This is a genomic window from Furfurilactobacillus rossiae DSM 15814 (genome assembly GCF_000428925.1).
Taxonomy (GTDB): domain Bacteria; phylum Bacillota; class Bacilli; order Lactobacillales; family Lactobacillaceae; genus Furfurilactobacillus; species Furfurilactobacillus rossiae.
In genome coordinates this window covers 55,916-77,541 of sequence record NZ_KE386820.1, presented here as the reverse complement: position 1 = coordinate 77,541, position 21,626 = coordinate 55,916, and the positions used below count along the sequence as shown (strand labels likewise).

The 21,626-nt window shown below is 44.6% G+C and carries 15 protein-coding genes; 5 read left to right on the top strand and 10 right to left on the bottom strand.

The window, feature by feature from the left end; all coding sequences use genetic code 11:
* Positions 1 to 26 precede the first annotated feature (26 nt).
* Together rplC and rpsJ are read right to left on the bottom strand one after the other, a co-directional pair.
* The gene (gene rplC / locus G400_RS0113430) at positions 27 to 686 is read right to left on the bottom strand and encodes a 50S ribosomal protein L3 (RefSeq protein ID WP_017262650.1); all 660 of its coding nucleotides are present in this window, start codon (positions 684 to 686) and stop codon (positions 27 to 29) included.
* A gap of 68 nt (positions 687 to 754) precedes the next feature.
* Positions 755 to 1,063, bottom strand: a complete 309-nt coding sequence (gene rpsJ / locus G400_RS0113425) for a 30S ribosomal protein S10 (RefSeq protein ID WP_017262649.1) — start codon at positions 1,061 to 1,063, stop codon at positions 755 to 757.
* A 340-nt stretch (positions 1,064 to 1,403) separates the two neighbouring features.
* Between rpsJ and G400_RS0113420 the strand changes: the two genes are divergently transcribed.
* On the top strand, positions 1,404 to 1,970 hold the full coding sequence (locus G400_RS0113420; protein ID WP_017262648.1) for a cysteine hydrolase family protein: 567 nt from the start codon (positions 1,404 to 1,406) through the stop codon (positions 1,968 to 1,970).
* Between the two features lie 161 nt (positions 1,971 to 2,131).
* Positions 2,132 to 3,553: a C69 family dipeptidase gene (locus G400_RS0113415; protein WP_017262647.1), complete on the top strand. Its 1,422-nt coding sequence runs from the start codon at positions 2,132 to 2,134 to the stop codon at positions 3,551 to 3,553.
* 86 nt (positions 3,554 to 3,639) lie between these two features.
* Here G400_RS0113415 and fusA read toward each other — a convergent pair whose 3' ends face one another.
* From fusA to rpsL, 3 genes are all read right to left on the bottom strand, one after another.
* Positions 3,640 to 5,745 (bottom strand): elongation factor G, encoded by a 2,106-nt coding sequence (gene fusA / locus G400_RS0113410; RefSeq protein ID WP_017262646.1) that lies wholly within the window; start codon positions 5,743 to 5,745, stop codon positions 3,640 to 3,642.
* A 103-nt stretch (positions 5,746 to 5,848) separates the two neighbouring features.
* Positions 5,849 to 6,319, bottom strand: a complete 471-nt coding sequence (gene rpsG, locus G400_RS0113405; RefSeq protein WP_017262645.1) for a 30S ribosomal protein S7 — start codon at positions 6,317 to 6,319, stop codon at positions 5,849 to 5,851.
* Positions 6,320 to 6,339: 20 nt separating this feature from the next.
* Entirely contained in the window at positions 6,340 to 6,753 is a 414-nt protein-coding gene (gene rpsL, locus G400_RS0113400; RefSeq protein WP_017262644.1) for a 30S ribosomal protein S12, read from the bottom strand.
* A gap of 308 nt (positions 6,754 to 7,061) precedes the next feature.
* Between rpsL and G400_RS16705 the strand changes: the two genes are divergently transcribed.
* The 3 genes from G400_RS16705 (at position 7,062) to G400_RS0113390 (ending at position 9,903) form a co-directional block, all read left to right on the top strand.
* Positions 7,062 to 7,595, top strand: coding sequence for a prepilin peptidase (locus tag G400_RS16705; RefSeq protein WP_081495881.1), 534 nt, complete (start codon positions 7,062 to 7,064; stop codon positions 7,593 to 7,595).
* A gap of 268 nt (positions 7,596 to 7,863) precedes the next feature.
* Positions 7,864 to 8,217 carry an ArsR/SmtB family transcription factor gene (locus G400_RS0113395; RefSeq protein ID WP_017262643.1) on the top strand — a complete coding sequence of 118 codons (354 nt, stop codon included), beginning with the start codon at positions 7,864 to 7,866 and terminating at the stop codon, positions 8,215 to 8,217.
* A gap of 6 nt (positions 8,218 to 8,223) precedes the next feature.
* Positions 8,224 to 9,903 carry an oleate hydratase gene (locus tag G400_RS0113390; protein ID WP_017262642.1) on the top strand — a complete coding sequence of 560 codons (1,680 nt, stop codon included), beginning with the start codon at positions 8,224 to 8,226 and terminating at the stop codon, positions 9,901 to 9,903.
* A gap of 253 nt (positions 9,904 to 10,156) precedes the next feature.
* Here G400_RS0113390 and rpoC read toward each other — a convergent pair whose 3' ends face one another.
* The 5 genes from rpoC to G400_RS0113365 form a co-directional block, all read right to left on the bottom strand.
* Complete coding sequence (gene rpoC, locus G400_RS0113385; RefSeq protein ID WP_017262641.1) at positions 10,157 to 13,813, bottom strand: DNA-directed RNA polymerase subunit beta'; 3,657 nt, start codon at positions 13,811 to 13,813, stop codon at positions 10,157 to 10,159.
* Between the two features lie 41 nt (positions 13,814 to 13,854).
* Complete coding sequence (rpoB, locus tag G400_RS0113380; RefSeq protein ID WP_017262640.1) at positions 13,855 to 17,487, bottom strand: DNA-directed RNA polymerase subunit beta; 3,633 nt, start codon at positions 17,485 to 17,487, stop codon at positions 13,855 to 13,857.
* A gap of 265 nt (positions 17,488 to 17,752) precedes the next feature.
* A complete protein-coding gene (locus tag G400_RS0113375) occupies positions 17,753 to 18,343 on the bottom strand; it encodes a TetR/AcrR family transcriptional regulator (RefSeq protein WP_017262639.1) in 591 nt (196 codons plus the stop codon).
* 201 nt (positions 18,344 to 18,544) lie between these two features.
* Positions 18,545 to 21,043, bottom strand: coding sequence for an ATP-dependent Clp protease ATP-binding subunit (locus tag G400_RS0113370; protein WP_017262638.1), 2,499 nt, complete (start codon positions 21,041 to 21,043; stop codon positions 18,545 to 18,547).
* 76 nt (positions 21,044 to 21,119) lie between these two features.
* On the bottom strand, positions 21,120 to 21,593 hold the full coding sequence (locus tag G400_RS0113365; protein ID WP_017262637.1) for a CtsR family transcriptional regulator: 474 nt from the start codon (positions 21,591 to 21,593) through the stop codon (positions 21,120 to 21,122).
* Between the last annotated feature and the right edge of the window lie 33 nt (positions 21,594 to 21,626).

Below are 21,626 nucleotides of genomic sequence, written 5' to 3'. Positions count from 1 at the left end.
AGCTATTAATCCTCCCTTCCCTTATATTATTTTTCGCTGTGGCGGTTGTTCTTCTTTAAACCTGCCTTAACAGAACTTTTAATTGTAACAAATGACTTGTTTGCACCTGGCACATTACCCTTGATCAACAATACATTGTTGTCTAAGTCTGCGCGGACAATCTTCAAGTTTTGCATGGTTACCTTATGGTTACCCATACGTCCTGGAAGTGGCTTGCCTTTGAAGACACGGTTAATGATGGCACCCATTGAACCTGGGCGACGGTGGTAACGAGACCCATGGGCCATTGGTCCACGTGATTGGCCATCCTTATGAATGTTACCTTGATACCCATGCCCTTTTGTGATTCCGGTAACATCGACTGCTTCACCTTCTGCGAAGACGTCTGCTTTAAGCTCGTCACCGACTTTCGTCTCTCCAAGCTCAACATTCCGAATTTCACGAACGAAGCGCTTAGGAGCCGTTTTTGCTGCTGCTACATGACCTTGCTCGGGCTTGTTAGACAAAACTTCACGTTTGTCATCGAAACCTAACTGAATTGCGTTGTAACCATCGTTTTCAACGGTCTTAACTTGCAATACTACGTTAGGTGTTACATCGATAACTGAAACAGCGACTAATTCGCCGTTTTCAGTGAAGACTTGCGTCATCCCGACCTTTTTCCCTAAGATTCCTTTAGTGGTCATGAGTACACCTCCGATATAATGTATTTTTACCGTCAAATTAATGACCGGCTTAGAACGAGGAAACCAAATTATAACTTGATTTCGATATCAACACCGCTTGGCAATTCAAGCTTAGTCAATGAATCAACTGTTTTAGCAGTTGGGTTGACAATGTCGATTAAACGCTTATGAGTCCGAATTTCGAACTGTTCACGTGATTTCTTAAACTTATGTGGTGAACGTAACACCGTGAAAAGTGTCCGTTCAGTTGGTAACGGAATTGGACCTGAAATTTCAGCACCAGTCCGTTTTGCCGTTTCCACGATCTTGTCAGCTGACTGATCAAGGATACGGTGCTCATAAGCCTTTAAGCGAATCCGAATTTTCTTACTTGCCATATTTGTTCCCTCCTAACGTCTATTTTTTAGAAATAGGCTAGCTCCGTGAAAATTACCGCCACACCTCCGTGGCAAAGCGGCCGGGTGTGTCGCAACCTTTCACATCAATGCTCGCTTGTTGCCGCGCGATCTAAAGGGCAAAATTGTCCCTTGTCTCGCACAAGCACCTATCTACTATACCAACCTAAGCCCGTAATGGCAAGGTTTTATTTACGTTTGTTAATTTCGTTTTGATTACAAAACGAAATTTTCTGTTTAATCTGCGCATAAATTTTATCAAAACTACATCTTTTTATCTATAATATACTCAATCGCGCTTACTTAAATTTGGAGGCAAACCATGAAACAAATGGATTTCGGTAAACAGGCATTACTGATTATTGATTACACAAATGACTTCGTCGCTACTAAAGGCGCCCTCACTACTGGTAAACCCGGTCAAAAAATTGAATCTAATATTTTAACGCTCTCTGAACAATTTTTTCAAAACGGTAACTACGTCATTCTTCCAACTGATTTGCATGATGGTGTAGACCCTTACCATCCAGAAACTAAACTATTCCCACCCCATAACTTAAAGGATACGTGGGGGCGGGAGTTGTACGGTGAATTGGAATCATGGTATCAGTCACATAAGGATGAGGACCACGTCTACTATTTCGACAAGAATCGCTATAGTGCGTTTGCCAACACTAATTTAGATAACTTTTTACGCAGCCGTCGCATCACCAATCTTCACCTTACCGGTGTCTGTACGGATATCTGTGTATTACACACAGCTGTCGATGCCTACAACTTGGATTACCAGCTGACTGTTCATAAAGACGCTGTTGCCTCTTTCGATCCCATTGGCCACTCTTGGGCCTTGAAACACTTTGAAAACACGCTTGGTGCGACGATTGTTTAGCAATAAAAACATACGTGGATGATCTTGTTTCTACTATAGTATGCGAATCCATTGGCGACACTATCCGATCCAACACCGCGGATTAAATTTGCAAGTGTTATAGTGAAAGAGAAAGTCAGCCAAATATAATCAAGCTGATAATTAACCATGGAGGTTTTATTATGTCGCTTTCTGAATTAAGTACGTGTACTACTATTCTAGTTGGTAAGAATGCCAGTTACGATGGCTCAACATTGATTGCTCGTAACGAAGATACCGGTACGGCCGCCGACCCTAAAAAATTCGTTGTCGTCAAACCTGAAAATCAACCTCACGAATACAAAGCTAAGATGAGTCAGTTTAGCATCACGCTACCTGACAACCCGTTACGCTACACCGCTATTCCTAACGCAGTGGATAAACAGGGCATTTGGGGTGAAGCTGGTATCAACAGTGCCAATGTCGCGATGAGCGCTACTGAAACCATTACCACAAACGAGCGCATCCTAGGGGCCGACCCGCTAACTAAAGCTGGTGTAGGCGAAGAGGATCTGCTAACTGTCACCCTCCCTTATATTCACAGCGCACGTGAAGGTGTTGAGCGTGTCGGTGAAATTTTGAAAACGCACGGCACTTACGAATCAAACGGCATTATTTTCTCTGACGCAAACGAAATTTGGTATATGGAAACTGCTGGTGGTCATCACTGGGTTGCGCAGCGGATCCCAGATGACGCTTACGTTGTTGCCCCTAACCAAACAGGTATTCAAGAAGTTAACTTTGCAGATTCAACCAACTTCATGTTTGCGGATGATTTACAAACCTTCGTTGAGGAAAACCACCTTAACCTGGGTGATCATTTCAACTTCCGTGAAATTTTCGGATCACATTCTCAACTTGATCATCACTACAATACGCCACGGGCATGGTATGCACAGCGATACTTTAACCGCGCTGCATCGCAGGACAAAACACCAATGAGTGACGACCTCCCGTTTATTACTCATGCTGACCATAAAATAACTATCGAAGACATCAAGTTTGTGCTCAGCTCACATTATCAGGATACCCCTTACGATCCGTTCGCTCTGGGTGCAACTAAAGAAACAGCTCCTTACCGACCAATTGGGATCAACCGGACACAAGAATTAAGTGTTCTTCAAATTCGGCCAAACGTGCCTACTGAGCGCGCCGCAATCCAATGGGTAGCTTTATCCGCCAATCCATTTAACACACTGGTTCCGTTTTTCACAAATGTTAATGATACGCCAGCAAGCTATCGTGATACGACCGCCGTGGTCGACAGTAAAAATGCCTATTGGGCAAATCGACTAATTGCTGTTCTAGCTGCCGATCACTTTCAGGCCATGATAAGTGATGTTGAAAGTTATCAGGAGAAAACATTAGGTTACGGTCACCAACGTGTGCACGAAATCGATACAGCTAATGCTCAATTAAGCGATGCCGCATTGACAGACGCGCTAACGACGGCTAACGAAAAAACTGCCGACCATATTATGGCGCAAACATCCGAGTTACTAAGTGAGGTTATTGGAACTGCTGGTAATCTGGTTCCCGGCACATTTACGAGGGATAACTATTAGTTATCGTTTAGAAAATTGAACTAACTAAAAAAGCGACACCTAGCAAATTTGCTAGATGTCGCTTTTTAATGTCAACTAAATGACAATTAGTCTTCAGGATGACTGTTGTTACCGCCATTCTTCTTAATAATTTCTTCTTGAACTGACTTAGGAACAGCTGAGTAGTGGTCAAATGTCATAGTAAATGTCCCACGACCTTGTGTTGCTGAACGCAAGGTTGTCGCATAACCAAACATTTCAGCCAATGGAACAAATGCATGAACTTCTTGTGCATTCCCACGAGCTTCCATCCCATCAACAGTACCACGACGAGCAGTTACGTGACCCATAACATCACCAAGGTTGTCTTCTGGTGCAACAATATCAACCTTCATGATTGGTTCCAAGATAACTGGGGCAGCCTTCTTAGCAGCTTCACGCAATGCCAGAGAAGCGGCAATCTTAAATGCAGCTTCTGAAGAATCGACATCATGGTAACTACCATCGTAAAGCTTAGCCTTAACGTCGACTACTGGGTAACCTGCAACCATACCATTGGCCATGGATTCTTGTAACCCTTTGTCAACTGAAGGAATGTATTCACGAGGAACAACCCCACCGACAATGGCGTCTTCAAATTCGTAACCCTTACCAGTTTCGTTAGGTGTGAATTCAATCCAAACATCACCATATTGACCTTTACCACCAGACTGGCGAATGAAACGACCTTCAACCTGAGCAGACTTCGTAATCGTTTCACGGTAAGCAACTTGAGGTGCACCAACAGTGGCTTCAACCTTAAATTCACGCTTCATCCGGTCAACTAAGATATCCAATTGAAGTTCACCCATACCAGAAATCAAAGTTTCACCAGTTTCTGAGTTGGTTTCAGCACGGAAACTTGGGTCTTCTTCAGAAAGCTTTTGCAAGGCGTTGTTCATCTTGTCTTGGTCAGCCTTAGTCTTAGGTTCAACGGCAACCTGAATAACTGGTTCAGGGAAGACCATTGATTCAAGATGCAATGGGTGATCAACATCAGTCAAAGAGTCACCAGTTGTGGTGTTCTTCAAACCGATGGCAGCAGCGATGTCACCAGAGAAAACTTCTGGGATTTCGTTTTGCTGGTTTGAATGCATTTGTAGCAAACGACCAACACGTTCACGCTTATCCTTAGTAGCGTTCAAAACGTATGAACCGGATTCCAAAGTACCCGTGTAAACACGAATGAATGTTAAACGACCAACGTAAGGGTCAGTAGCAACCTTAAATGCTAAGGCAGCGAAGTTTTTGTCATCGCCGGCAATAAGGTCTTCTTCTTCATCAGTATCTGGGTTAACCGCTGTGTAAGGCTTAACATCAAGTGGTGATGGCAAGTAGTCCACAACAGCATCCATTAACATCTGAACACCCTTGTTCTTGTAAGCAGAACCCGCAAGAACTGGGAAGAATTCGTTTGCCAAAGTGGCACGACGAATACCAGCTTTCAATTCGTCTTTACTGATTTCTTCACCGTTAAGGTATTTTTCCATCAGTTCATCATCAGATTCAGCAACGGCTTCAACTAATGAATCACGACGTTTTTGAGCTTCTTCAACATACTGTTCAGGAATATCAACAGTATCCCATTCAGTTCCAAGAGCATCTTCATCGTACAAGTCTGCTTTCATTTCGATCAGGTCAATAACCCCTTCGAAATCATCTTCAGCACCGATTGGCATCTGAACGGCGTGAGCGTTAGCTTGTAAACGGTCACCTAATGAGTCAACAGAAAAGTCAAAGTCAGCACCTAACTTATCCATCTTATTAACGAACACGATACGGGGAACGTTATAAGTGGAAGCCTGACGCCAAACAGTTTCAGTCTGTGGTTCAACACCAGCCTGAGCATCAAGAACAGCGATCGCACCATCTAGCACACGTAAGGAACGTTCAACTTCCATTGTGAAGTCCACGTGTCCTGGAGTATCGATAATGTTGATCCGGTGGTTCTTCCACTGCGCTGTTGTAGCAGCAGACGTAATGGTAATCCCACGTTCTTGTTCTTGAGCCATCCAGTCCATTTGTGAAGCACCATCATGGGTTTCACCAATTTTGTGAATTTTACCAGTATAGTAAAGAATCCGTTCAGTTAACGTGGTTTTACCGGCATCGATATGGGCCATGATCCCGATATTACGTGTTTTTTCGAGTGGAAATTCACGTTTGTTAGCCATTATTTTCTCCTTTAAATTAGCTTATGCAATGCTTAAATCCCAAAAATGACACCACATGTAGATGGGTGTCAAAGGGAGCCACCGGCTAAATAGTCGGTTGTTTTTACCAACGGTAATGTGCGAAGGCACGGTTAGCTTCAGCCATCCGGTGAGTGTCTTCACGCTTCTTAACAGAAGCACCAGTGTTGTTGGCAGCATCCATGATTTCACGAGCTAAACGTTCAGTCATGGTGTGTTCCCCACGTAACCGTGAGTATTGAACTAACCAACGTAAGCCCAAAGTACTACGACGTTCTGGACGAACTTCGATTGGCACCTGGTAGTTAGACCCACCAACACGGCGAGCCTTAACTTCCATAACAGGCATGATGTTGTTCATTGCTTCTTCAAATACTTCCAATGGTTCATTACCAGTTGTTTCTTTAATTTGATCAAAGGCATCATATAAAATCGTTGATGCAGTTCCCCGCTTACCGTCTAACATCAAGCGGTTGATTAAACGGGTAACCAGCTTTGAGTTGTAAATTGGATCAGGTAGCACTTCACGTGCTGGGATATGTCCTTTACGAGCCATCGTTTATCTTCCTTTCTTGATTAAGCCTTAGGCTTCTTAGTACCGTACTTAGAACGGCTTTGTTTCCGGTCAGTAACACCGGCAGTATCCAGAGCACCACGAATAATGTGGTAACGAACCCCAGGTAAATCCTTAACACGACCACCACGGATAAGAACAACACTATGTTCTTGCAGGTTATGACCAATACCAGGAATGTATGCGGTAACTTCAATCAAGTTGGACAAACGCACACGGGCGTATTTCCGCAAAGCTGAGTTAGGCTTCTTTGGTGTCATAGTACCGACACGAGTTGCAACCCCACGTTTTTGAGGAGCAGCGTTGTTAGTTTGTTCTTTCTTGTAACTGTTGTACCCGAAGTTTAATGCTGGGGCATCTGATTTTGACGTTTTAGACTTACGACCACTACGAACGAGTTGGTTAATCGTTGGCATCTAAATGTCCTCCTTCCGATTCTTTGTTTTAGTTTAAGTCCACACATCCAGGCGGTTCTTTTTAAGTTATAAAAAAAATCGAAACCTAAATCTGTTTTCCAGTATGATTGCTGTTTTAGCTCCAGCCGCCATGGATGGCAGACACTTTCACAAAAAAGCACCTTTAATAGAATATCATCCCCGTCCATATGCGTCAAGGTTTCAACACGAAAAAAGCTAGTTCGAACAAAGTTTTTGCGTAATGGACGAACATCACGAATCTTTTTACGTATGTTAAGACAAAACCAATAAAGGACGGTGTTTTTATTATGCCATACATCATCTTCTGCATCAGTTTCATTTACATTACGCTTTTTGTCTCTTCCATCATGTGTATCAGCACTAGGCTTGCTAATAACTGCCCCGTCACCTTTTCGCGATCACAGTGTGATCAATGTGCTCAACGCCTTCGTTGGTGGCAACTCATTCCCTGCCTTGGCTGGCTTCTTCAGTTAGGACGGTGTCCCGACTGTCATCAGCCAGTGTCTTTCATCTACCCACTCGCAGAAAGTTCAGTCGGTCTACTTGGCGCGCTCATCATCCATTCCAATCCTTTTAACGCAGCTATCAGTCTAATTGTTTTTAATTTAATCCTGCTGGCCTTGGCTTGTCAGGACGCTACACACCTAGCCATCTCTGCGTGGCCAATCGTGGCTTTATTAGTATTAGCACTGATTCGTCATCAGTTTAGCTGGTCAAAATTGCTGATGGTAACAACAATATATTTGGTATCGCTTTATTTTATCCACCGTTTCAATTTATGGGCAATGGAGATGTTGACTGCATCGCCGTGCTGTCTTTAATGTTTCCAATACAAGTGGCTATTGCCAGTATCCTGTTTGCATCATTAATCGCCTTAACTCACTTCTATCTGAACCATCAACGCTCAAATCGACTCCCTTTTATTCCGTACCTTTTTAGTGGTCTAGTTATCGTCCAACTGTACGCTTTTATTTGATAATTGGCTGTTTAACCGGATCAAACAGACGTTTTGTAAGCGGTTGCAATAGTAACTTATTCGCGTTACTATATTCATGTAGTTAAATGTATCGATAGAGTGAGGTGATCTTCATGAGTGAAACGACATTACCACAGGGTCAGCAAAAAGCACTGGATGAGTTCATTAGTAATCTTGACTTGTTGAACACACTGGCCGATCAAAATCGGCAACGGTTAATCATTTTATTAGGTGCTCATTTGAACACCGGTTTGACTGTTACTGAGTTGACCTCACACATGAGTCTTTCACAGCCAGCAGTATCGCATCATCTCAAAATTTTGCGACAAGCTGGCCTTGTGTCCACCACCCATGAAGGCCTTAATCATCGGTATCACCTGACCGTAAATGACGCGTTGGATCAAGTTGGCCACTTGTTAGATACGATTAGGAACAGTAATAACTCGGTTCAACAAACAAAGGAGTGAGCGAATATGGCACAGCATGCATACATGATTGGTACAGGCATTGGTAACTTAGCAGCAGGAATTTACCTCATTCGCGATGGTGGTTGGCACGGTGACCAGATCACCATGTACGGTCTTGAAACCCACGGTGCAAACGATGGTGACACAGTAACTGGCTACGAAAATGAGTACGGTAACCAAGCTCTTAAAAACAGTCAAGGTTACCTTGCCAAAGGTGGTCGGATGCTCAACGAGGAAACGTATGAAAACTTATGGGATCTCATGCGCTCCGTTCCATCACTAGATCACCCTGATCAATCTGTGACTGATGAGATTTTAGCCTTCGACCACGCACACCCAACTCACGATGTTGCCCGGTTGATGGATAAAGTAAACGGCATTCGCAACAAAGGCGACGAAAATGATTACCGCCACATGCAGTTTGACAACCGTGACCGCTACCTTCTGACAAAACTAATGTTGATGCCGGAAAGCAAAGAAGAACGCCTGAATGATATCGGGATTGATGAATGGTTTGCCAGTTCACCACACTTCTTCACCACTAACTTCTGGTACATGTGGCAAACAACTTTTGCATTCAAACGTCAAAGTTCAGCGATGGAACTGCGTCGCTACATGAACCGTATGATCCTTGAATTTAGTCGTATTAACACACTCGAGGGTGTTACTCGCACACCTTACAACCAGTACGAAAGTCTCATTTTGCCGATGCGCAAGTTCTTAGAGGATCATGGTGTAACTTTCATTAATAATCGTAAAGTTACGGCGCTCACCTTCAAGGACACGCCAATGCGCGACGATATTATCGTAACCGGTTTCGATTACGAAGAAGTTGATGGCGATCATCAAGCTGGCCACGTTGACGTTAATGACGATGATTTTGTCTTCGACACTAATGGCTCTATCACCGACAGTTCTTCGTTTGGGGACATGGATACCCCACTGAAGGAAAACCACGAATATGCGCCAAGTGCAGCTCTATGGAAACAAGCTTCCGAGCACTTCTATGACCTTGGTCATCCAGATAAATTCTTTAATGACCGGGAACAAAGTGAGTGGATGAGTTTCACGGTCACAAACAATGATCACAAACTACTTAATGAAATCACCCGAATCACTCAACAACAACCTGGTAATGCATTGAATACTTGGATCGACAGTACTGGATTAATGTCAATCGTTGTTCATCATCAACCTCATTTTCACGCACAAAAGGAAAACGAAACCGTCTTCTGGGGATACATTATGTACCCTCGACGGCATGGTGATTACGTCAATAAACCATTCATTGAAATGACTGGTCGTGAAATTCTCACCGAACTTATTGGTCACTTGAACGAAGTTGATGATAGCCGCGACAAGATTGGTGACCACATTGACGATATTATGGCATCAACCGTCAATGTCATTCCTGTTTACATGCCTTATGCCAGCGCCCTCTTCAACCGACGGGCAGTTGGTGACCGTCCATTAGTGGTTCCAAAGCACAGTCACAACCTCGCCTTTATCAGTCAATTTGCTGAAATGCCATTTGACATGGTATTTACAGAACAATATTCATTCCGCTGCGCGCAGCGTGCTGTATACACGTTCTTGGGCATTCCATTGAGCAAACTAACACCGCTTCACCACTATGAAAAAGATCCGAAAGTCATGGCCCGTGCAACCAAGACAATGTTCAGATAGTTAACCTTGTATCAAACAAATCAGTTCACAGCCTCTATGATTTGGAGGTTGCGAACTGTTTTTGTTTGTTCTTGTGGAGCCGTTACGTCGACCAGAAACGCCGTTCCACAGGACCGGTCCCACGGGTGGCATTCAGTTTTGACAACCGTAAGCGTCAGTTAATTACTATGTACAAAAAAAGGCCTGCTAGACAAATTGTCCGGCAGACCTTTTTCACGATTCAAGAATCAGTAATTACACGGATAGCAACCAATTACTTGGTGCTTGTGTTCTTAGCATCCTCTTCACGCATTTTCTTTTCTAAGTCACTAATGGAATAAACGCCCTCGGTACCAGTTACTTCAGCCTCTTTTGGCTGAATCTTCCGGTAATCTGGCATCCCAGTACCAGCTGGAATGATCTTCCCGATAATAACGTTTTCCTTCAACCCAACAAGTGGGTCGTTCTTCCCACGGATAGCAGCGTCGGTAAGAACCCGCGTTGTTTCCTGGAACGAAGCAGCAGACAAGAAACTGTTTGTTTCCAAAGCAGCCTTAGTAATACCTAAGATCACTGGACGACTAGTTGCAGGAATACCACCAGCAACTAACGTCTTCGTGTTAGCATCCTTAAAGTCAGCAATGTCCATCAATGTTCCTGGCAACATATCAGTGTCACCTGGATCCATGACACGAACTTTCCGCATCATCTGACGAACCATGATTTCAATATGCTTGTCGGCAATACCAACACCTTGCATCCGGTAAACACGTTGAACTTCACGTAACAGGTAGTTTTCGGTTGACAGAACGTCACGAACTTTCAGCAATTCCTTAGGATCAATTGACCCTTCGTTCAATGCGGAACCACGGTGGATAAAGTCACCTTCAGCAACACGCATCCGCGCCCGTAATGGCAACGTGTATGAACGTGTTTCGGCTTCACCTTTAACCGTAACTTCTTTCGTCCGTTCAGCTGGGTTTTCTTCGATTGAGACGATTGTCCCAGTCACTTCAGTAATCTCAGCTTTACCTTTAGGGTTCCGAGCTTCAACAATTTCCTGAACACGAGGAAGCCCTTGGGTAATATCGTCACCGGCAACACCACCAGTATGGAAGTTACGCATGGTCAATTGAGTACCAGGTTCACCGATTGATTGGGCAGCAACAGTACCAACTGCTTCACCAACTTCAACCCGGTCACCAGTGGCCATGTTACGACCGTAACAACGTTCACAAACACCATGTTTCGTGTTGCAAGTGAAGGCTGAACGAATCACAACTTCTGTTACGCCAGCATCAACGATGGATTGAGCAACGTCTTCATCGATCATCTGGTTAGCCTTAACTAAGGTTTCACCAGTCTTAGGATGTTTAACTGACTTCATTGCATAACGACCAAGAATCCGTTCGTACAAGGATTCGATCATTTCATTACCGTTAGTAATGGCATGAATCGTCAAACCACGGTCAGTACCACAGTCCTTTTCACGAATGATAACGTCTTGCGCAACATCAACCAGACGACGAGTCAAGTAACCAGAGTTGGCAGTCTTCAAAGCCGTATCAGTCATACCTTTACGGGCACCATGAGTGGAAATAAACATTTCCAACACAGAGAGACCTTCACGGAAGTTTGAAACGATTGGCAATTCCATTGTTTGACCGTTAGGCGCAGCCATCAAACCACGCATACCAGCTAGTTGAGTAAAGTTTGAAATGTTACCACGAGCACCGGAATCACTCATCATAAAGATTGGGTTATTCCACTCCATGGAGTCAACCAGTTGTTCTTGAATGTCATCCTTAGCAGTGTTCCAAACGTCAATAACACGTTGGTAACGCTCGTCATCAGTAATTAAACCACGACGGAACTGCTTAGAAATCGTAGCAACTTGCTTACGTGCATCAGCAACGACATCATTCTTCGTCTTCAACGTTGAAATATCAGCGATCCCAACCGTCAAACCAGAGTTAGTAGATTCGTAGTAACCCAAATCCTTCATCCGGTCCAATAGCAATGAAGTAGCTGTTACCTTGTAACGCTTGTAGACTTCAGCAATGATATCAGCCAAGAAGCCTTTCTTGAATGGATCATTCAGCGGTTGATTACTCAATACTGACTTCAAGTCAGTACCAGGTTCCAAGAAGAACCGGTCATCGATGCCGTCTGTCAAGTTGTCACTCGTTGGTTCGTTCAAGTATGGGAATTCGTCAGGCAAGATGGCATTAAAAATCATCTTCCCAACAGTCGTAATCAAGATACGGCTCTTTTGTTCATCAGTAAATGGTTTAGTTGGCATTGATGAAGTTTGCACACCAACACGGCTGTGTAAGTGAACATAACCATTTTGGTAGGCCACGCGGGCTTCGTTCAAATCTTTAAAGATCATGCCTTCGCCTTCACGACCAGCTTCCTCAGTAGTCAGGTAGTAGTTACCGATAACCATATCCTGAGAAGGTGTAACCACTGGACGACCATTGGCAGGTGCCAAGATGTGTCCGGCAGCCAGCATCAGCAAACGTGCTTCAGCTTGCGCTTCGTCTGATAACGGAACGTGAATGGCCATTTGGTCACCATCGAAGTCGGCGTTGTAGGCTTCACACACAAGTGGGTGCACACGCATCGCTTTACCAGAAACAAGCACTGGTTCAAATGCCTGAATCCCAAGACGGTGCAAAGTAGGGGCCCGGTTCAACAGAACTGGGTGTTCCTTGATAACATCTTCAAGAACATCGTAAACATCGTTATCCTGACGGTCGATCTTACGACGGGCATTCTTGATGTTAGAAGCAAGATCACGCTTAACCAACTCTTTCATGATGAATGGCTTGAAGAGTTCCATGGCCATTGGCACAGGTAACCCCATTTGGTTCATCTTCAAAGTTGGGCCAACATCAATAACAGAACGGCCAGAGTAGTCAACACGTTTACCAAGTAAGTTTTGACGGAACCGTCCTTGCTTACCCTTCAACATATGAGATAGTGACTTCAACGGACGGTTACCAGGACCGGCGACAGGACGGCCACGACGACCGTTATCAATTAACGCGTCAACAGCTTCCTGCAACATCCGCTTTTCGTTTTGCACGATGATACCAGGTGCATTCAAGTCTAACAACCGCTTCAAACGGTTGTTACGGTTGATAACACGACGGTATAAGTCGTTCAAGTCAGAAGTGGCAAAACGACCACCTTCCAATTGAACCATTGGCCGTAAGTCCGGTGGAATAACCGGAACAACGTCCATAACCATCCAGTCAGGACGGTTACCGGATTGAATGAAGGCTTCCAAGATATCTAGACGACGAACGGCACGAGTCCGTTTTTGACCAGATGCATCCTTTAATTCTTCCTTCAATTCGCTGGCTTCTTTATCCAAGTCAACAGCTGCCAGCAATTTACGAATTGCTTCGGCACCCATTTCAGCTTGGAATTCGTTACCATATTGGGCTTTCTTTTCACGGTATTCACGTTCAGATAACAACTGCTTGCGTTCCAAAGGTGTGTTACCTGATTCCAACACAACGTATGAAGCAAAGTAGATGATTTCTTCAAGTGCCCGTGGGCTCATGTCAAGAACCAACCCCATACGACTAGGAATACCCTTGAAGTACCAAATGTGGGTAACAGGAGCAGCTAATTCAATATGCCCCATCCGTTCACGACGAACCTTAGAACGTGTAACTTCAACACCACAACGGTCACAAACAACACCCTTATAGCGAATCCGTTTGTACTTACCACACGCACATTCCCAGTCTTTTGTTGGTCCAAAAATCCGTTCATCGAACAAGCCATCACGTTCAGGCTTTAATGTCCGATAATTGATGGTCTCAGGCTTCTTAACTTCACCATATGACCAGCTGCGGATTTTGTCGGGCGACGCAAGCCCAATCTGCATGCTTTCAAATTTGTTGACATCAATCAAAGGATTGACCTCCTTATTAGTTTCAATGGTGACAGTTCACACTACTCGTTTGTGGTGTTTCCTGACTCATTAGCCGGTGTTGTTGCTGGCTGTGCAGGGGTTGAAGCTGAGTTCGTGTTTGCACTAGCATCGTCTGACTTATCGTCAACTGGATGTTCAGCAGCGTACTTACTCAATGCATCAACATTCACAACGTCATCTTCATCATCGTCCATGTCACGCAGTTCAATTTCCTGTTTGTTGCTGTCAAGAACCTTCATGTCCAACCCAAGTGCTTGTAATTCCTTAACCAACACACGGAAGGATTCAGGAACACCAGGCTTAGGAATTGGTTCGCCCTTAACAATGGCTTCATAAGTCTTAACACGGCCAACCACGTCATCTGACTTGTAGGTCAGAATTTCTTGCAACGTGTAAGCAGCACCATAAGCTTCCAAAGCCCAAACTTCCATTTCACCGAAACGCTGACCACCAAATTGCGCTTTACCACCAAGTGGCTGTTGCGTAACCAGTGAGTAAGGTCCGATAGAACGTGCGTGAATCTTGTCGTCGACCATGTGGGCCAACTTCAGATAGTGCATAACACCAACGGCAATTCGGTTGTCGAATGGTTCACCAGTACGGCCATCGTACAGAACGTACTTGGCATCAGCTGGCATCCCAGCTTCTTGAACGGCATCCCAGATATCCTTATCCTGCGCACCATCGAAGACAGGCGTAGCAACATGGATGCCTAATTTACGAGCAGCCATTCCCAAATGCAATTCCAGCACTTGACCAATGTTCATACGAGAAGGCACACCCATTGGTGAAAGCATGATGTCAATTGGAGTTCCATCAGGCATGTAAGGCATGTCCTCTTCAGGAATAACAATTGAAACAGTCCCTTTGTTACCATGACGACCGGACATCTTGTCACCGACCTGAATCTTACGTTTCTGGGCGATGTAGACACGAACCATCATGTTAACACCAGGTGATAATTCATCCCCGTTTTCACGAGTGAAGATCTTAACATCCTGGATAATACCGCCACCACCATGCGGAACATGGAGTGAAGTATCACGAACTTCACGGGCTTTTTCACCAAAGATAGCATGTAGCAAACGTTCTTCAGCAGATAATTCTGTCACACCCTTAGGCGTAACCTTACCAACCAAAATGTCACCATCATGAACTTCAGCACCAATCCGGATAATCCCTTGTTCATCAAGATCCTTCAAAGAATCTTCACCAACGTTAGGAATTTCACGGGTCATTTCTTCCGGTCCAAGTTTCGTGTCACGTGCTTCTGATTCGTATTCTTCAATATGAATCGAAGTGTAAACATCATCCTTAACCAACCGTTCGGAAATCGCAATGGCATCTTCGAAGTTGTAACCGTTCCAAGTCATAAAGGCAATCAATGGGTTTTGCCCAAGAGCAAGTTCCCCACCTTCCATGGAAGGACCATCAGCCAAAATTTCGTCGGCATCAACCTTGTCACCAACCTTAACGATTGGACGTTGGTTGTAGTTCTTACCACCGTTTGAACGACGGAACTTCATTAACTTGTACGTATCCAAAGTGCTGTCTTCACGACGAACACGGATTTGCGTAGCATCAACAAATTCAACGGTTCCGGCAGCCTTACTGATTAAAGCAACACCAGAGTCATGGGCCGCCTTATATTCAATCCCAGTACCAACAAGTGGTGCATGAGGATCCAACAAAGGAACAGCCTGACGTTGCATGTTGGCACCCATCAGAGCACGGTTAGAGTCATCGTTTTCCAAGAATGGAATACATGCAGTCGCAACGGCAACTACTTGCTTAGGCGAAACATCCATGTAGTCGACGTTGTCGATGGAAGTTTCAATGTTTTCATCTTTTGAACGAGCCAAGACTGTGTCATCAACGAATGAACCATCGTCATTCAATGGCGAGTTGGCCTGGGCAATAACAAAGTTATCTTCTTCGTCGGCAGTTAAGTAGTCGATTCGGTCAGTAACCTTGTGGTTGTCCCATGAAACACGACGATATGGTGTTTCAATAAAGCCATAACGGTTAACCTTCGCATAACTAGACAGTGAGTTGATCAACCCAATGTTTGGTCCTTCAGGCGTTTCAATTGGACACATCCGACCATAGTGAGTGTAGTGAACATCCCGGACTTCATATCCGGCACGGTCACGCGTCAAACCACCAGGTCCAAGGGCAGACAAACGACGCTTATGCGTTAATTCACCAAGTGGGTTAGTCTGATCCATGAATTGTGACAGTTGTGAACTACCAAAGAACTCTTTGATTGAAGCAACAACTGGACGAATGTTAATTAATTGTTGTGGCGTTACTGTGGCAGAGTCCTGAATGGACATCCGTTCACGAACAACACGTTCCATCCGTGATAAACCGATCCGGAATTGGTTCTGCAGTAATTCACCCACAGAACGAATCCGACGGTTACCCAAGTGATCGATATCATCTGTTGAACCAATACCTTCTTGCAAGTTGAAGAAGTAATTGATAGAAGCAATGATGTCGGCAGGTTGAATGGTGTGGTTCTTTAAGTCGATATGGCCGTTACCAATCATGTTCACAACTTGTTCAGGATCTTTCTTAGAGAAGACCTTGATCATTTGAACATTCATTGGTTCTGTCACAACAGCTTCATCAGAAGGTGTGAACGTTACCGACTTGAAGTCTTCCTGATCCAGGTATGGTGCCAACTTAGCCATAACGGTCTTGTCGATCACAGTACCCTTTTCAGCAATGATTTCACCTGAGTCAGGGTCAGCCAACGTTTCCGCTAACGTCAAACCCAACAAACGGGTGTGTAAGTCTAACTTCTTGTTTAACTTGTAACGACCAACTGGTGCAGTGTCGTAACGTTTTGGATCGAAGAAGCGCGCCGTCAACAGGCTCCGTGAAGAGTCGGCTGTCTTAGGTTCACCAGGCCGTAACCGTTCGTAAATATCCTTCAAGGATTCTTCGACACGTGAATCGTCGGAATTCTTGTGAATATCCTTTTCCAAGGTCGACATGATGCCGTCGCTATCACCCAAGATTGAGATGATCTCGTCGTCAGAGCCATAACCCAAGGCACGAACTAATTCGGTCATTGGAATCTTACGAGTCCGGTCAATCCGAACGTAAGAAATTTCTTTAGCATCGGTTTCGTATTCCAACCAAGCACCACGGTTAGGAATGACAGTTGCGCCGTAAACTTCACGACCATTCTTGTCTTCGTCTTCCGTATAGTACACACCAGGAGAACGAACCAATTGAGAAACGATAACCCGTTCAGCACCATTGATAATGAACGTCCCCTGATCAGTCATCAGTGGGAAGTCACCAAAGAACACGTCTTGACTCTTGATTTCGCCAGTCTCATGGTTGGTCAAACGTAAAGTAACGTGCAGTGGTGCAGAATAGTTGGCATCGTGTTCACGTGCTTCATCCACGGTGTACTTTGGTTCGAGTAACTGGTAGTCAACGAATTCCAATGATAAGTTTCCTTGGAAATCATCGATTGGCATGATGTCGTCGAACATGTCACGCAAGCCTTCGTCCAGGAACCATTGATAAGAGTCCGTTTGGATTTCAATCAGGTTCGGTAAATCAAGAACTTCCTTGATTCGTGCGTAACTTCTGCGGGTACGGTGTTTGCCGTATTTAACTAAATGCCCTGCCAAGTTCTTCACTCCTTCGAAATGATTTTCCAGTGAATAAGTCCTCATTTTAGTGTTACAGTTTCATTACAAATGACCTGTAACCCTGTTTTTGGGCATAAAAAAGGCAAAAGCACCATTTCTTTTAAAGTTTAAATGAAAGCTGCTTTTGCTTCTCTATAAAGGCCTTGACGGACAATAGATCGCCAAGACGATTTTTATTCACAGTGATATACGATTAAAAATATACTCGGTTTTGCTAAATGTGTCAACGAGAAACGCTCAACTTTTATTTCTCTGCCACGCCAAACAAAATGAGACGTAGCAGCACTTGGATGTGCTCACGTTGACTCAAGTTTGCGCCACCCAGTTGGTGAAACTTAGCGAATAGTGGCGCCAAACTAGTGAGGTAAAAGTTGGCCGCTGTTGCCGGATCAACCCCATCACGCAAAACCACTTTATCAGACTTAAAAAAGCGCATGATGGGTTGCAAATAATCCTGTGCGAATAATCGGCCAAGCTGAGCCTGATTCTCGGGACGTAAATATTGAAAGCTACCATGAATCAAGCTAAATGCGTCACGCGGATGAATGGCGACCATCGCCGCTGACATATCTGTCAGGAGTTCAAGCCCAGTTCCCTTGTTAGCATCTAAAATCTGATTCATGTTTGTTGCTAACTCACCACCAACAGTTTCAATCACCTGCACAAAAATCAGTTCCTTGTCAGCAAAGTGATGATACAGCGCTGGCTGGGTAACGCCCGCAGCTGTCGCAATGTCACGCGTGGAGGTATCCGCATAGCCTTTTATCAAGAATTGTTCACGAGCTGCCTCCAGGATTTTTTCTCGAGTGGCAGCCAACTGCGCCTCACGACTCATATTTTCACCTCATTAAGCCGCCCATCAACAACTACACACGGCTCGCCTTTCTCTAATCTCCATCAGTGTGCCTGTTCTCCGCATAAAATGCAATTTTTACCGACACGTTTAGAACATAAAAACGCTTATCAAGCTTTCAGCTCAACAAACGTTTTTAACACCGTTCAATAACACTCACTAATAACTGTTAGTTCGCCAAGACTACTTAGAACCAACTGTCGGTTTCTTGGCAGGTTGTTCCTTAGTTGTGACCGTAATCTTACCAGCTTTAGCACCAACAGTAACAGCGTCATTTGTTTTAATTTGACCAGCAATCAATGCCTCACTCAACTGGTCTTCAACTTGAGTCTGTAATGCGCGTCGAATTGGACGAGCACCATACTCAGGATCAAAGCCAGCATCTGCAACTACATCAATGGCAGCCGGCGTAATTTTAACTTTAATGCCTTGTTCGGCGATTCGTGCCAACACATTGCCAGCCATGATCTTCACGATTTCATGCAATTCTGGCTTCGTCAATGAGTGGAAGACCACTGTTTCATCAATTCGGTTCAAGAACTCTGGACGGAATGTCTGACGCAGGGCCTGCCGAATCTTGTCTGACATTGCAGCGTAGTTGTCTGTCGCGCTGGTTGCACCGAAACCAACTTCTTTATCGTCACGAACAGCTGTAGCGCCCAAATTAGAGGTCATGATCAAAATCGTGTTGCGGAAGTCAACCTTGCGGCCCTTAGAATCGGTTAAGAAACCATCATCAAGAACTTGTAACAACAAGTTAAAGACTTCAGTATCAGCCTTTTCAGCTTCATCCAAGAGGACAACTGAGTACGGTTTGTTACGAACTTGTTCGGTCAGTTGACCACCTTCATCGTAACCAACGTAACCAGGTGCAGCACCAATCAAACGACTTGAGCTAAAACGTTCTTGATATTCAGACATATCCACACGAATCATGTTATCTTCTGAACCAAACATTGCTTCAGCTAATGCTTTAGCGAGTTCCGTCTTCCCGACCCCAGTTGGTCCAAGGAACATGAACGAACCAATTGGCCGGTTAGGATCTTTCAGACCGGAACGGGCACGACGGATGGCACGAGAAACAGCTGAAATAGCCTCGTCTTGACCAACCACGCGTTTGTGGAGCACCTTTTCAAGATTCAGCAAACGTGCTTCTTCATTCTTCTGCAACTGTGTTAACGGAACACCCGTCCATTCGGAGACGACTTCAGCCACATCTTCCTCGCCGACTTTTAATTCATAATGTGGCTGACCAGACAACGCTTCATTATCTTGATCATCCATCATCTTGTCGACACGTTTGCGCAAGGCCATTTCCTTTTCACGCAATGCTGCAGCGCCATCGAAATCTTGGTTCTCAATAGCAGCTTCCTTCTGTTGACGCAAGTCGTCCAACTTGTCTTCTTGTTTAGCCAACTTGGTCTTATGACCAGATGCATCAATGCGAACTTTAGCAGCTGCTTCGTCCATTAAATCAATTGCCTTATCAGGTAGGAAACGTTCCGTAATGTACCGAGAGGACAGCTTAACTGCTGCTTCAACCGCATCATCAGTGATTTCAACCTGGTGGTGCTCCTCATAACGGCTCTTCAACCCCTTTAAGATTTCCGTTGCTTCATCTTCCGTTGGCTCGTCAACCTGAACAGTCGCAAACCGACGTTCCAAAGCAGCATCTGATTCAATGTACTTTTGGTATTCGTTAAGTGTAGTGGCCCCAATGGTTTGAAGCTCGCCACGAGCTAACGCTGGCTTCAAGATGTTGGAAGCATCAATCGCACCTTCAGCACCCCCGGCACCAATCAACGTGTGCAACTCATCAATGAACAGCACAACGTGACCATCGTTGTAAATTTCTTCAATAACTTTCTTCAAACGGTCTTCAAATTCACCACGATATTTAGTGCCGGCAACCAGTGAGCCCATGTCCAGCATCATCAGCCGTTTGTCGGCCAAATCATCAGGCACATCACCAGCAACGATCTTCTGTGCTAATCCTTCAGCAATCGCCGTTTTACCAACCCCAGGTTCACCAATCAAGACTGGGTTATTCTTGGTCCGACGACTGAGAATTTGAATCACCCGTTTGACCTCTTTTGCACGACCAACCACCGGATCCATTTGCTTGTCAGCAGCTAAGGCCGTCAAGTCACGTGCTAATGAATCAAGTGTTGGCGTACCCTCTTGCTTATTTGCGTTGTTGTTAGCCTTTGCCATTTGTTGACGACGACGTGGTGTGTCAGCAACACCTAACTTGCGCAAAATCACTTTGCGTGTTTGTGCCAAATCAAGGTTTAATGTCATTAAAATGCGTGATGACAGGATACTCTCGTCAGACAACAACGCTAAGAGTAAATGTTCAGTCCCAATTTTAGTGGATCCCAAACGTTTTGCCTCATCCCCGGCCAATGTCAAAATGTCCTTGGCCTTCGGAGAATATGGTAAATACGTATCCTTGTCAGCGTTCGTCAGTGTACCATAACCAGTAAACCGTTCGATTTCTTCACGAACATCTTCTTCTGTCACACTGAATTGCTGCAGGACTTTGTTAGCAATCCCATTTTGTTCAATGGTCAGGGCCAGCAATAAGTGTTCAGTACCCACAGCTTGGTGTTTAAAATACTTCGCTTGTTCCTGTGCCAATACCAATACATCTTTAGCACTAGGTGTGAATAAATTGTCCATCTTCTGTCCTGCCTTTCATTAAATGCAGGCCTTAATTAACCCCTGCAAATCGTCGTTAATTCGATATTAATAAGCATTAGTCTTCAAAACGAAGGCGGTTGAGCACGCCGATCAGAATCCGAGCGCGCAATGTATTTTCAACTTCGCGGTCAGCAACATTGAGAGTATCTTTGTCAATTGCCGAAAGAATAATGTTGGCCTCACGTTCCTTTAACACCCCATCATTAAATAGGGAATTAACTATAGCATATGCATCATGTTGATTGATTGAATCACCAACCACATCGTTCAGTAAATTATCCAACACATCGGCGTCAGCCAGTAAGTTGACCTTTTCAATACGAATATAACCACCGCCACCACGCTTACTCTCAACGATATAACCATTTTGAATGGTAAACCGTGTCTTAATGACGTAGTTAATCTGAGAAGGAACGACGTTAAACTGGTCGGCAATATCCGAACGTCTAATTTCTACCTGCTCAGCATCCTCCAGGATTCCCTTCAGATACTTTTCGATGACATCCGAAATATTTGTTGGTCCTTCCATCATCGCTCACCCCAATCTTTGACTAATATTGAC